The following is a 13,211-nucleotide window of genomic DNA, read 5'->3' as shown; positions in this document are numbered from 1 at the left end:
TTATCCCTCCTGATCCCTTACTTCGATACTTTTAATTTGACCCTCTATGAATACCTCTTCCGTCCAGATCGTGCGTATGACAAGCGAGGTTCCCGTCACTTCCAGCTCGCCTTTGCTTAAGGCCAGTCTCAGCTTATCGCTGGAGAAATGAAGCACGCCGCGGTGATTCTCGATATAGAGCTGTCGGTCGCCGATCATCGTCATGCGGGGCAGATCATAGACCACATCCTGGGGCAAATCCAATATATCGGCAGTCCATTTTCGAAATTTTCGGTTTATACGGCCCATAGCTGATCCATTGTCCCCCTCCGCCGCGCGAGTGCACATTATTGTACTGTACCAAAATATGCGACGTCGGAACGATTTATGAGATATATGGGGAAGCGCAGCCGAATAAAAAAATAACAGCCGGGCAACGATGCATGATCGCATCATTGCCCGGCTGTTATGGTTATAAGATCTATTTGCCGAAGGGGCGCTTGGAACGCGGCGGACCCAATATTTCGGCCCATACGACCGCTTTGCGCAGCTCGTCGGCTTTGGGATTCGCAATTTCGCTCTGACTTGCAACTGCAGGAGCCACTGCCGTCTGGGGCTTGGCGGTTGCTGCCAGCCGCGCACGAGGAGGCTCCGCAGGCCGGCTCGGTACCGCCTGAACCGCCCTCTCCAGCGTTTGCGACCTGCCGCCCTCCCCTGTGCCTCCCCCTTCTCCCTGAAGGGAGGAACCAGCCGATACGGGCTTCTGAGACTGATATTCTTCTTCGTCATCCTCTTCCCATACCGGATCTTGACGGTTGACCGGTCTATGCGGCTCACGCTCGTTGCTTCCTCCAAAACTCGGCATCCGGTTCGTGCGCTTCTTCGCGCCCGAACGCCCGAATATCGAGAACAGCACTCCGCCCACCACGATCACCCAATATATATTTTCGAGAAGGAAACTTATTATTTTCACGCCAGCACCTCCTTGCTTGACACGGCTTAAGCGCCTTAGTTGTCTTTATCGTTAGGAGTGTCCGGCTTGCCAATCGTATTTCTCATTTGGGTATCGGCTTCGATATTTTTAAGGTTCATGTAATCCATAACGCCGATTTTACCGGATTTCAGAGCATCCGCCATCGCAAGCGGCACCTGAGATTCGGATTCCACGACCTTCGCGCGCATCTCTACGACGCGGGCCTTCATCTCTTGCTCCTGTGCGACCGCCATCGCGCGGCGCTCTTCGGCCTTCGCCTGCGCAATCCGCTTGTCGGCTTCCGCCTGTTCGGTTTGCAGGTGTGCGCCGATGTTTTTGCCTACGTCTACGTCCGCGATATCGATGGACAGGATCTCAAAGGCCGTGCCTGCATCAAGGCCTTTGCCAAGGACGGTACGGGAGATCATGTCCGGGTTCTCGAGAACGTCTTTATGCGAGTTGGAGGAGCCTACCGTTGTAACGATCCCTTCGCCGACCCGGGCGATAATCGTCTCTTCGCCGGCACCGCCGACAAGGCGTTCGATATTAGCGCGTACCGTAACGCGGGCTTTAACCTTCACTTCAATGCCGTCCTTCGCAACCGCAGCTACGATAGGCGTCTCGATTACGCGGGGATTTACGCTCATTTGCACGGCTTGCAAAACATCGCGGCCAGCAAGGTCAATGGCTGCCGCACGCTCGAAGACGAGCGGAATGTTCGCGCGTTGCGCCGCAATCAAGGCGTTAACGACACGGTCAACATTACCGCCGGCGAGGAAGTGACTCTCAAGCTGATTAATCGTAAGCCCTAGCCCCGCTTTTGTTGCCTTAATCAACGGATTCACGATCCGGCTTGGCGTTACTCGGCGGAGACGCATTGCTACCAGCGTGATAATGCCGATCCGAACGCCGGATGCCAGCGCGGAAATCCACAGCATGATCGGGAAAAAGCTGAGGAATACCGATAGAGCAATAATCGCTACCACTACAATAATTAAAACTGATACCATTCCGTCCATTGGGTATAACCCTCCATGTCATTTTTTTCTATTATCCTACAGGACCTCTCTTACGACAACCCAAGTCCCTTCGGTTTTTATTACCTTTACCGTCTTGCCGGAAGCGATAAATTCGCCGGATGTCACAACGTCTATCCGGTTATCCCCAATTTGAATCGTGCCCGCCGGGCGGAGAGGCGTTATCGCAATCCCCTCCTGGCCAAGAAGCTCCTCTTTGGTTTCCGCGGACAAATATCCTTGCTCGGTTGTCAGCTTCTCGCGCAAAATGAATTTGTTCCAGATTCCTCTGTCCTTGTATTTACGGACAACAAAATACAGGATAACGGCAGCAGCCGCCAGCGCGATAACGAGCGAAATAAATGCCGTCATCGGATTCGAAGCCGCTGTCAACACGCCGGCGATCAGCGAGGCGCTGCCCAGAATGCCGAGAATTCCCCAGCTCGGCACAAATACCTCGATCAACAACAAGGCTATGCCGACAATAAAGAGCACAACGGACTCCATCCCCGCAAATCCCGCAATGTAATGACCGAAGAAATACAAGCCAAACGACAGAATACCTACAATGCCCGGAACGCCAAAGCCCGGGACAAACAGCTCAATCGCAATACCCGCGATGCCCAGGATAAACAACACGGTCATGACGATCGGATTTACGAGCCAGGAAGCAATCTTCTCCGCAATCGAAGGTTTAAGTTCGATCCGATCGCGATTTTCTAGCCCCAGCCATTTGATTGCGTCTTCCAGGGACTCCGCTTTGTATTCGGCATATCCAACCTTAATCGCTTCATCGGCCGTTAAGGTCAGAATCTGGCCGGATTGCTTCACCTGCTTGAGGTCCGGCAGCGGCAATGTCGCACCGGGATCCACCATTGCGGCAGCGATATCCGGGTCACGGCCGTTTAGCTCCGCGGCCTCCCTCATCGTCTTCACCCAGAAGGAAACAACCTTCGGGTTATCGATGAGATCGCCCGAGCCGTTAACGACTGCCGCAGCGCCAATGGTGCTTCCAGGTTCCATGACTATGTTTTGCGCATTAAGCGCAATATAAGTCCCCGCGGATACCGCTTTGCCTTCTACGTATGCCGTAGTAGGAACGCTGCTTTTGCGGATCAATTCGCCAATCTCCTCCGCGCTGGTTACTTCTCCGCCAAACGTATTGATCACCAGCACGACTCTCTCCGCTTTTGCTTCCGCTGCTTCTTGGTATGCCCGCTCCAAAAACGACTTCAATCCGGATTCCACCGTTTGCTTGACCGGCACAACGTAAACCGCGGGACCAAGTGCTGATCCTTCCGCTCCATGCGCGGTTTTACTGCCGGTTGCCAGTCCGCCTGCCGTAACCAGCAGCATAGAAACAAGCATTAGAAGAGGCCAGATGACAGCTGCAATGCGCCATCGTTTCGTTTGCAAAGTGTCGCTCCTCCTTTTCAATCAGTAACCGTTAATACGCACATATGAACATTATGTTTCAAAATTGTCATAAGTAAAGCAAAAACACCCCTCGAAAGGGGTGTTTTCGTCCGAACATATAGTTATTGCAGAAATTGTTGTACATATTGATTTACTAGTTTACCATCAGCGCGCCCTTTTGTTTTTGGCAAAAGCGCACCCATGACTTTTCCCATCTCGGCTTTGGAAGAAGCACCGAGTTCCTGGATGGTCTGCGTTACAATCGCTTTTATCTCTTCTTCGGTCAGCTGTGCGGGAAGGTATTGACTAATAATTTCAATTTCTGCTGAAAGATCTGTAACCAGATCATCTCGGCCGGCTTTGCTAAATTCTTGGAGGGAATCTTTACGTTGTTTGATTTCACGACTAAGTATATCTACCACTTCCGCATCCTCGAGAGGACGCTTCAAATCAATCTCCAAATTTTTAACAGCCGCACGAATCATGCGAATCGTGGTCAGCTTGAACTTGTCCTGATTCTTCATGGCTTGCTTCATATCGTCGTTCAATCTATCGCTCAGGTTCATTATGGAAGGATCCTCCTAAAACTTTCTCTTACGCGCAGCCTCGGACTTCTTCTTGCGCTTTACACTTGGCTTTTCATAATGCTTGCGTTTTTTCACCTCTGCCAAAACACCATCTTTAGCGATGGAACGTTTAAAGCGGCGAAGCGCAGCATCAATAGTTTCGTTTTTGCGAACTTTAGTTTCAGACACCAGTTTTCCCTCCCTCCGAAACAGACCGTCCAGAGCATTAAACATAAACACGGTTTATCACACTTCATTATAAGACAAAACAAAATGAAGTGTCAACTTACACTATTTCCTACTAGCGCTCCTAGCTTCTCCCCGCCCAACAAATGGATGTGGAGATGATAAACAACCTGGCCGCCGTCGCTGTTCACATTGTTAATGAGCCGGTAACCCGACTCAGCAATTCCTTGCTGCTTCGCGATTTCGCGAGCAGCCCCAAACAATTCCGCTATGACCGGACCATCCTCTTCGGTGACTTCGTTCATCGTTGGAATATGTTTTTTTGGAATAATCAATATATGTACAGGAGCCGCGGGCTGAATATCTTTAAACGCAATGACGTTCTCGGATTCGTACACTTTCGTCGAAGGAATGGAGCCTTCGATAATTTTGCAAAAAATACAGTCCAAATATGCCCCTCCCTTCATTCCATACTATGCCAATAATTATAGCAAACAAATGGCATGCTCGTCCAATCGGAGGATGCCGGCCGGAACGCAGACGCGCGACGCGTTGCCGTACCGGATTTGCAATCAGTAAAATGGCAGCAGCGTCAACGCGAGGAGCCCGGCCAGCGGCAGCACCTGACGGTAGAAGCGTCCTCTCGGGTAGTAGGGATACGGATAAAGACCGGGGTACGATACGAAAGCTCTGTTGTCCCAGCTTATGGTTCCGCTGCATGGGACTGCCAGACATAAATATCGGTCATCCACGTACTCGACAATGCCGTCGATACACCATCCGTCATGCGTTTGCGCGAGCACGTAACGGTGAATATGCGCGGAGCAATGATCCTTCAGCGATTGGGTCTGCGGTGCCGTTATTGCTGCCTGCGCGGCCGGTGCCTGGTTCTCCGCCTTTGCAGGAGCTATGGTTGCCGGTTTGGCCGCAGCCGGCTTCACCTCTGTCGGCTTCCCTTTTTCCTTCTTGCTTTTCTCCATACTTGTCAGCCTCCATTCTGCTACTATCGTATGCAGAAATGGGCTTTTGGCTACTGGGCGGACAATTTCATGCTAGCTTGCTCTTCGATAGATTTCTCCAGCTGCTCGGCAATATCGAGCCATCCGATTCCCGCCCCTATCTGAATCGCTCCGCTGCGCGTTTTGTCCGCGTCGAAGTTAAACTGCTTGACGATCTCCAGCTGTTTCGAATAGGCGTCCTGCAGAGCCTTCAAGTATGCGGATTCCTGTTCAGTAAGCGTACCGTCCTGCTCTTTTATGTACGAAAGAGAATTATCAACGTCAATTAAATAGGCATAGATCTTATCGGAATCAAAAGGAGTATCCTCATCAAAGCTGCCCGCTTGCTGCAAAAAATCGTTTACGCCGGCCGCATCGCGGATCACGGTGCCAGCCTCGGACGGTTTCCCTTCCACAATAGCGGCTGCATCATCAAGCACGGCTTGATAATACGAGGCTGCTTTTTTTGCCGCTCCGATTACTTCCAAGCCTTTCTCGTACTTATCATCCTGGCCGCCCTGCAACGATTGCGAGTATAGAAACACGTTGCCCGTAAGGCTGAATACAAGCAGCAATAAAGTAATCGGCAGTGCGTAGGACCGTTTCTTCGATTGTTCCTTATCCTGTTCCATCTCTTGTTCATCCTTCCAAGTCGATAAAAGAAAGTTGTTCCGCGGAAAGGCTGAAATGCTGCCACTCCGCGGAAATGATTGCTATGGCCTAACGTCTTTATAACCGTACAGCGCGACCTCCATCAAAGAAGAACACGTGGCTTTCCGCAATCGGCCGGCCGATAACCGACTCGATTGCCTCCGCATACAGCTCCAATTGGAATCTATGACGCTCTGCCGCCTGTTCCCACTGCTTCATATATATCCGGTCGGTCTTATAATCAAGCAGCACGACGCCATTCTCGTCTTCGAAGAGACAGTCGATGACTCCTTGAATGAGAACCGGTTCACCGGCCATATCGGATGCCAATCCCGGATAAACGCGCTTCGCCGGGAACATGCAGCTGAACGGAACCTCTCTCCTTACCCATGCGGCACGAACCAGTCGCTTGCCGATTTCCGTGTCGAAAAATGCCGCAACAGCCGGAAGATCGATCGACTCCGCTTGTCTTGCGGTCAACAGCTTGCGCGAGACCATATCGCTCAATATCAGCTCCAGGCGGGCCGCATCCACGTCGCCGGTAAGCGGGAGATGCTGCATCAGAAGATGGCTTACCGTTCCTTTCTCGGCAGCCGTAAGCGCGGCTTCCTCCATGAACCGGGGCCGTCTTAACCGGAAGGTGTAACTGCCTCCGCTGCTCTTCCTGCCGTCTGCTTCTTTCGCGTCGGAGAGGACATCAACCGGATATAAAGCCGCGCTGTCGTCCTGCATTTCCACCGCTTCCGAATGCAGCCTCTTCATCTCCGTAACCGACGTTTTGGCCGCGACAAGGGTAGACGCCTTATAGCCGTAACGCCATTCCAAGCGTTTGCGAAGCTCCTCATCCCGTTCCACCTGATCCAGCTGGGCCAGAGATAATACACCCTGCAAGCGGTCTTCCCTCGCCTGATCCTCTTCCGCCCGTTCCTCGGCGCCAACCGCCGCTTCAAGCCCCAGCATAGCAGCATCTACCACGCCTGCGCGCCATTGCAGCAGTCTTGAAGCCTCATGTCCCGGCACCGTTTCATCCGGGAGCCGATTAAACGCCGCGGATGCGAGCGGGCCCAGCCAGTCCAGGAAAGTAGACGCCGAGCTTAACCGGAAATCGGGAATATATCCCTTGGCATGCGCGGCGGACTGCCAGCGGCGCTGTTTGGCCGCGGCATCGGATACGGTGCCGACCAGGAACATTTTCTCCTTGGGACGGGTTAATGCAACGTAGAGAATACGCATTTCCTCGGCGAGCATTTCCATCCGCATACGTCTCCTGATCGAGAGGAACGGCAGAGTCGGATAGCTGACGCGTTTCTCCGGGTCGATAAACTTGGGACCGAAACCAAGCTGCTTGTGCTTCAGAAATGCGCTGCGCAAATCCTGCTGATTGAAGTTCTTGCCTAAGCCTGCCACAAATACGACGGGAAATTCAAGTCCCTTACTCTTATGAATGGACATAATGCGCACGACGTTTTCCTGTTCGCCAAGCGCCCTGGCGGTTCCCAGGTCACCGCCGCTGTCCCGCATCCGTTCAACGAATCGAAGGAAGCGGAACAACCCTCTGAAGGAGGTCGCCTCATATTGGCGGGCACGGTCATGAAGCGCTCTAAGATTCGCTTGACGCTGAACGCCTCCGGGAAGCCCGCCGGCGAAATCGTAATAGCCCGTCTCCCGGTAAATGCTCCAGATCAAATCGGCCAGCGAGCCTTGCCTTGCATCGTTCCGCCATCTGTCCAGCCGGTCGAGAAACAGGGACAGCTTGCGTCTCAGCTCATCCGGCAGCAGCAGATCGCCTGCCGCCTGCAGCACCGCGTCATAGTAGGTTTCATGCATCGCTCCGATCCGGATAAGAGCCAGCTCTTCGGCATTCAAGCCGAAAATCGGCGAACGAAGGGTCCCCGCGAGCGGGATATCCTGATACGGATTATCGATTACCCGCAGCAGGGAAAGGATGGTCTCTACCTCCGTCGCGTCGAAATACCCGCTGCTCAGCTCCGCATAGGCCGGAATGCCCGCACCCTGAAGCTCCTCGATAATGACGGGAGCCCAGGCCTGCGTGGCCCGCAGCAAAATGACGATGTCACGCCATTCCATAGGGCGGCTCTCCCGCTTCTTGCCGTCATAGACCCGAAATCCCTCATCCAGCAGCGAACGGATCTGGCGGGCAATAAGCCTTGCCTCCAGCTGCGCCGTTTGCAGCTCTTCCGCCGATTCGGCAGCCGGTCCTGCGCCTTGCTCGGATTCTTCGTCGGAATCCGCGGCCGATGCCGCTTCATCCACTTCTTCCGAGGAGCCTGCTTTATCAATAACGGCAAGCTCGACGGCAAAACGACCAGGCCTGTCAGGCTCCGGATAAGAAGCCCCGCATACCAATTCGGCGCGCTTGTCGTAATCCATCTCCGCGACCGATTCGCGCATAATAGCGCGGAACACGTCATTTACTCCGTCTACGACTTCAAGACGGCTCCGGAAATTGCGGGCCAGATCGATACGGAGGCCGTCACCGCCGGGCGCGCCGTAATTTTTGTATTTGCTCATGAACAAATTCGGCTCTGCCAGACGGAACCGGTATATGCTCTGTTTCACGTCGCCTACCATAAAACGGTTGCCGGCATGCGGATTGGCAATAAGGGACACGATCGCTTCCTGCACCATGTTGGTATCCTGATACTCGTCAAGCAGAATCTCATCGAACTGGCGCTGATACTCCATAGCCGCAGGCGATGGAGTCGTACGCTCCGGCGAAGATTCCGGCGATCTCAGTATCCTCAAGCAATAATGCTCCAGGTCGCCAAAATCGAGCAGACCCTTAGCCCGCTTCGCGGCCTCGTACCGCTGCCCGAATTCAATGACAAGCTCGGACAGAGCGGACATAAGCGGAGCAAGCTCCCGCAGCTCCCATGCGAATTCCTCCGCCGAACGTCCAAACAATTCGTCCGCCAGGGAGCTGATTAGCTTCTTCGCCTGATCGCGAAGCTCCTTGGCTTGCTCCTGCATCGTTTTATCGTAATCATCCCCGCGCATCGCCTTCAGTTTGCCGAATTGCACGGCCTGGAACGATTCGAACCACATCTCCCAAGGATGCATGCGGACGGTCTCGGCTAGCCCTCCCACAACCGTGAGATCCTCTTCAAAGGTTGCCGCGTAAGGGGCCGGACCCGCCGGCTCCCGCGTCAGCTGCATCGCCTGGTTAAGCAGGGACGCCGCGCCCGACAGCGCCAGCTCCACGTCAGCCCTCAGGCTTGCGACCCAAGGACTGTTGCGCAGCTCTTCCACGTTACCAACCCTAAAGCTGGCCGCGGTCTGGCGGAGCCAATGCTCCGGCCAGGGATGGCTTTGCGCAAAGTCATAAAGCTGTTGAACCAGCCTGTACAACGGCTCGTCGCCCCGTTCGCCGCCGTAGCGGTCGGCCAAGCGCAGAAATGCCCCGCTGTCATCGGCGGAACCTTCGTATTTCTCTTCGAACAGCTGATCCAGCACGTCGATGCGCATCAGTTCGCTCTCTGTTTCATTCGCAATCCGAAAGCCCGGGTCGAGCCCGATTAACGGATAATATCTGCGAATAACGTCGAGACAGAATGAGTGGAGCGTCGTAATCGATGCCCGGTTCATAAGCGCCAGCTGTCTGCGCAGATGCTCGGATTCCGGCTGCCGCTCGAGCTCTTTCTCAAGCGCAATCCGGATTCTGTCTTTCATTTCGGCAGCAGCCGCCTTCGTGAAGGTTGCAACCAGCAGCCGGTCGACGTCGGAGAACGAGGATATTTTCCGGATAATCCGTTCTACCAGTACCGCTGTTTTCCCGGAGCCCGCCGCAGCGGCAACCAGCACATCCGAGCCTTCCGTGACGATCGCGCGCCACTGGTCGTCCGTCCAGGTGCTGTTCTCCGGCTTCTCCGGCATATTAATCGGTTCCATCCGCTGTCTCCTCCTCTCCATGCAGCTGCCGCCAAATCTCGTCTTCCGAGAGCTTGCTCAGCTTCGTGTATTCATTCCCGTCGAACAATGGGTCAAATTGGCAGACCGGCTTGTAATCGCAGTATTGGCACGGCGACTTCGTCCCGAGACGGTATGGCTCGATTGAAACCTTTCCGCAGCCGATTTCCGTGCCTATCTTCCCGATGGTACGTCTGACGGAGCTGCGCAGCACATCCCACTGATCATCCGTCACAACGGACGAGCTGCTGTAAAAGCTTCCGTCCCGCTTCAAAGCTACGGGAAGAATATCCGAGTAGCCGGACTCCAGGTCGCCGTCCATCAGCTTAGCCGTCTCCGCTTCAGCCGTAATCAGCCCCCGGGTTTTGAATTTCTTCAGCATTCTTGCATTTACCTCGGTCACGGATAACCCGTTAGATACCGCAAGCATCGGATTATGAACGTGGAAATAAAGCACGCCCGCGGGCGATGCCGGCTTTCCAAGCCATTCGGAGGCGTGCGTAACCAGCACGTCGAGGTACGTGAGCATCTGCAGGGATAGTCCAAATGCCACTTCCTCCAGCTTGAGCTGCGTTGCGCTGGATTTGTAATCCATGACCCGCAGCAGCAAGCCCTCTTCGGTCTCAGCCGCGTCTACGCGGTCAATCCGGCCGATAATTTCCATCGTGCCCCCGTTCTCTAACGGAATGACTAGGGAAGGCAGCGCGCCGTCCGGGCCAAAATCAACCTCAAGCCCAACCGGCTGAAACTGAGCCCTGCGGGAATGCTCGCTCAAAATAACCGCAGCTTGGGCAACGATTTCCTTCAGCTTGCGGGCAATGTATTGGAACCTGCCGCTGCTAAGCAGGATTTGCGATTGCAGTCTGGGAGCCAGCTCGTCAACGGCCTTCGCCGCCGCTTCGCGGATTTGCCCTTCCGGCATCGAGCCCCAGCGCTGGCCGACGCCTCCGGCCAGGCGGCTGAGCGCCGCATGGAACAGCTGCCCGACATCCGGCGCTTCAAGCCGGTACATCTGGCGCTCGCGCAGCCTCAAGCCGTGAATGGCAAAATGCTGGAACGGACAGGAAACGAATCTCTCCATCCTCGACACGCTAGCCTTCAGCTTCGTCCCGTACAGCTGCTCTGCGGTCGTTGTCGTCAGCACCGTCTCCTGATTGGAGAAGCTTAATGACGCATTCATAAGTTGCAGCTTATCCTGCCACTCGGGGCGAATCGCAAACCAGTTGTAAATATCCCACCAGAACGGCGCAATATCCGCCCCTTGCCGCCAGGCGCGAAGCTCCGTGATCAAATAGGCAAGCGTCCGCTGAGGATGCTCGATATACGATCGCTGATCGCCCGTCTCCATTCCGGGAGTCGGCTCCCCCGCCTTCTGATAGACCGGTATGCCCGGGAATAGCTGTCTCACCTGCCGGATCACTTCCGAAGGCAGCAGCGTTTTTCCTTCCTCATCCGCCTGCGCCCAGCTGATCCACAGATGCCGGCTCGCCGTCGTCAGAGCGTTGTAGATCAAGAAACGCTCGTCGAGGAGCCTGCGTCTTACGCCCGGCGCCATAACAAGACCTTCTTCGGCCAGGCGTTCCCGCTCCTGCTCGGTCAGCACGCCGTCCTCTTGAATACGCATTGGCATAACGCCGTCGTTGGCGCCAAGGACATAACAGATCTTCACATCCCCGGAACGCGTCCTGTCCATGCTGCCGACCAGCGCCTGATCAAGGGCGGGCGGTACCGCCGCAAGCTTCAGGCTTTCGAGTCCCGTCTCCACCATGCCGGCGAACAGCTCCGGAGGCATATCCTCGTCACCGACCATTTCTACCAGCTGATCCAGCAGCTGCATGACGCCATCCCACAGCTGCCGGTGCGATCTGGCACGCTGCGTACGGCCGGCGGCACTGTCCTCGCGGCTCCAGCGTTCAAGGCGGTCAGCGGCATCCGCATGATCCAGCAGCTTGTACAACGCTTCGCACATGTCTTTGACGTTGGAGGCTTTCTTCAAGGATTGCTCGAACCGGCGAAGCGGCGGTACAACGGCCTCTCTCGCCGCCATAACGGCCTGGAATTCCCGTTTGGCTTTTACCGAAGGCTCGTATAAGGTTTCCGGCTCATCTTCGAGGGATTGCTGCATAAGAGGCTTCCACCTGGAGCGGTCAAGCCACTTCCATCCGTCGACGCCGGCTGCCAGCACATAGTTTTCCAAGCGGTCAAACAGCTCGCGGGACATGCTGCCGTCAATCGGGAACAAAAGCTCGGTCTTGATACAGCGGAATACCGCCTCGTAATGCCAGCCGTGAAGCACCGTCTCAAGCGCGGAACGAATAAATTCAACCAGCGGATGATGGACCGTATTATTCTTCTGGTCAAGGAAATAAGGAATCTCGTAGTCGTCGAATATCGTTTGAATATAATCGGTATACTCAGCCGCATTCCGCACCATAACCGCCATATCGCGCCAGCGCAAACCTTCTTCGCGGGCACGCCGAACCATATCGCGGGCTGCCGCTTCCACCTCTGCCCTTCTGTTAGCGGAGGCATGAAGGGATACGCCGCAGGTCGGGCTGTCTGCAGCCAGCATCTTCTTATCCGGAATAAGCATTGGGGTTCTTCCGCCATAGTGCTTCTCCAAATGAGCAAGCATCGGGCTCTCCTTGAACCGATATGGAACTCCTTCATCCAGCAGAACCGTTTCATGCACAGGCACGCCGGCTTGCGCCGCCAATGCGGCCAGCTTGCCATACGTTTCGGCCGTAGGATGGAAAAGCTCAAGCTCATGCGGCACCTCTCCGTTATCGTATGGACGGTCGAGCGTAAGCGCAACGGTCACTTCCGCGGAAGAAGCGATAAGCGTGCCAAGCGCATCATATTCCTTAGGCGTAAAGCCATGGAAGCCGTCAATCCACAGATGGGCTCCCGACATCGCCGGCGCGGCGGCATAGCCGGCAATCAGCTGCGTCAAATAATCTTCCGAATCAATATAAAGGCCGAGCAATTCCTGCTCCAGCTTGCCATAAACAAGCCGAAGATCATGCAGCTTCCGGTTCAGAAGCGATGCGTCTTCTACCGATGCCGTTGTTTCCTTCAGCAGATTGGCATCAATGCCGTATCGCTTCCACTCGGTCAGCAGCTCGCCAAGACGTTCGATAAAACCCGGCTGTTCAGCCCCGCTTTGAAATAGTTCAAGCTGCTTGCCCAGCCGGTGTATAATCTTGAACAGCATCATATGCTTGCCGTTATCGCTGATCGGAATCAAGGCAGTGCCGCCCGTCTCCTGCATGACGCGAAAGGCCAGACGGCGGAAGCTAAGCGCCTGGGCGCGAATCGTCCCGCTAAGCGTTGTGCCTTTCAAAAGCGCATACTCCGTCTGGAAAGTAGCCTGTTCCGGCACCAGCATAATAAGCGGCGCCCCATCCGGCTCGCCTTGCAGCTTGGCGCGGATTGCATCCAGACAATACCTTGTTTTTCCCGTTCCCGAGCGGCCAAGCACAAATCGAAGCCCCATCTA

The 13,211-nt window shown here is 54.8% G+C and carries 11 protein-coding genes; all 11 read right to left on the bottom strand.

The features are described 5' to 3' along the window. Positions 1-288 carry a sporulation protein YqfC gene (gene yqfC / locus EV294_RS05025; RefSeq protein WP_015843829.1) on the bottom strand — a complete coding sequence of 96 codons (288 nt, stop codon included), beginning with the start codon at positions 286-288 and terminating at the stop codon, positions 1-3. 172 nt (positions 289-460) lie between these two features. Beyond that, positions 461-952 (bottom strand): hypothetical protein, encoded by a 492-nt coding sequence (locus EV294_RS05020; RefSeq protein ID WP_132304384.1) that lies wholly within the window; start codon positions 950-952, stop codon positions 461-463. 35 nt (positions 953-987) lie between these two features. Further along, positions 988-1,971 (bottom strand): flotillin-like protein FloA, encoded by a 984-nt coding sequence (floA, locus tag EV294_RS05015; RefSeq protein WP_127496399.1) that lies wholly within the window; start codon positions 1,969-1,971, stop codon positions 988-990. Between the two features lie 36 nt (positions 1,972-2,007). After that, a complete protein-coding gene (locus EV294_RS05010) occupies positions 2,008-3,384 on the bottom strand; it encodes an NfeD family protein (RefSeq protein ID WP_132304382.1) in 1,377 nt (458 codons plus the stop codon). 122 nt (positions 3,385-3,506) lie between these two features. Continuing rightward, a complete protein-coding gene (locus EV294_RS05005; protein ID WP_132304380.1) occupies positions 3,507-3,950 on the bottom strand; it encodes a GatB/YqeY domain-containing protein in 444 nt (147 codons plus the stop codon). 15 nt (positions 3,951-3,965) lie between these two features. Next, complete coding sequence (gene rpsU / locus EV294_RS05000; protein WP_005547957.1) at positions 3,966-4,139, bottom strand: 30S ribosomal protein S21; 174 nt, start codon at positions 4,137-4,139, stop codon at positions 3,966-3,968. 92 nt (positions 4,140-4,231) lie between these two features. After that, on the bottom strand, positions 4,232-4,585 hold the full coding sequence (locus EV294_RS04995) for a histidine triad nucleotide-binding protein (protein ID WP_132304378.1): 354 nt from the start codon (positions 4,583-4,585) through the stop codon (positions 4,232-4,234). 123 nt (positions 4,586-4,708) lie between these two features. Then, on the bottom strand, positions 4,709-5,116 hold the full coding sequence (locus EV294_RS04990) for a hypothetical protein (RefSeq protein WP_243711566.1): 408 nt from the start codon (positions 5,114-5,116) through the stop codon (positions 4,709-4,711). A gap of 50 nt (positions 5,117-5,166) precedes the next feature. Continuing rightward, positions 5,167-5,766, bottom strand: coding sequence for a hypothetical protein (locus tag EV294_RS04985; RefSeq protein WP_132304376.1), 600 nt, complete (start codon positions 5,764-5,766; stop codon positions 5,167-5,169). A 97-nt stretch (positions 5,767-5,863) separates the two neighbouring features. Beyond that, positions 5,864-9,694: a helicase-exonuclease AddAB subunit AddA gene (gene addA, locus EV294_RS04980; RefSeq protein ID WP_132304374.1), complete on the bottom strand. Its 3,831-nt coding sequence runs from the start codon at positions 9,692-9,694 to the stop codon at positions 5,864-5,866. Continuing rightward, positions 9,681-13,208, bottom strand: a complete 3,528-nt coding sequence (addB, locus tag EV294_RS04975; RefSeq protein WP_132304372.1) for a helicase-exonuclease AddAB subunit AddB — start codon at positions 13,206-13,208, stop codon at positions 9,681-9,683. The genes addA and addB overlap by 14 nt, the downstream gene beginning before the upstream one ends. Positions 13,209-13,211: the final 3 nt, after the last annotated feature.

Origin of the sequence: Paenibacillus sp. BK033, from assembly GCF_004345425.1 — a bacterium.
Lineage (GTDB): Bacteria > Bacillota > Bacilli > Paenibacillales > Paenibacillaceae > Pristimantibacillus.
The sequence above is the reverse complement of the archived record's forward strand: the minus strand, read 5'-3'. Positions and strand labels throughout refer to the sequence as shown.

What these genes read in the sequence shown, in the direction of transcription:
- addA (WP_132304374.1), bottom strand. Translation starts at nt 9,694, where the DNA reads ATGGAACCGATTAATATGCCGGAGAAGCCGGAGAACAGCACCTGGACG.
- EV294_RS04985 (WP_132304376.1), bottom strand. Translation starts at nt 5,766, where the DNA reads ATGGAACAGGATAAGGAACAATCGAAGAAACGGTCCTACGCACTGCCG.
- EV294_RS05005 (WP_132304380.1), bottom strand. Translation starts at nt 3,950, where the DNA reads ATGAACCTGAGCGATAGATTGAACGACGATATGAAGCAAGCCATGAAG.
- addB (WP_132304372.1), bottom strand. Translation starts at nt 13,208, where the DNA reads ATGGGGCTTCGATTTGTGCTTGGCCGCTCGGGAACGGGAAAAACAAGG.
- yqfC (WP_015843829.1), bottom strand. Translation starts at nt 288, where the DNA reads ATGGGCCGTATAAACCGAAAATTTCGAAAATGGACTGCCGATATATTG.
- floA (WP_127496399.1), bottom strand. Translation starts at nt 1,971, where the DNA reads ATGGACGGAATGGTATCAGTTTTAATTATTGTAGTGGTAGCGATTATT.
- EV294_RS04990 (WP_243711566.1), bottom strand. Translation starts at nt 5,116, where the DNA reads ATGGAGAAAAGCAAGAAGGAAAAAGGGAAGCCGACAGAGGTGAAGCCG.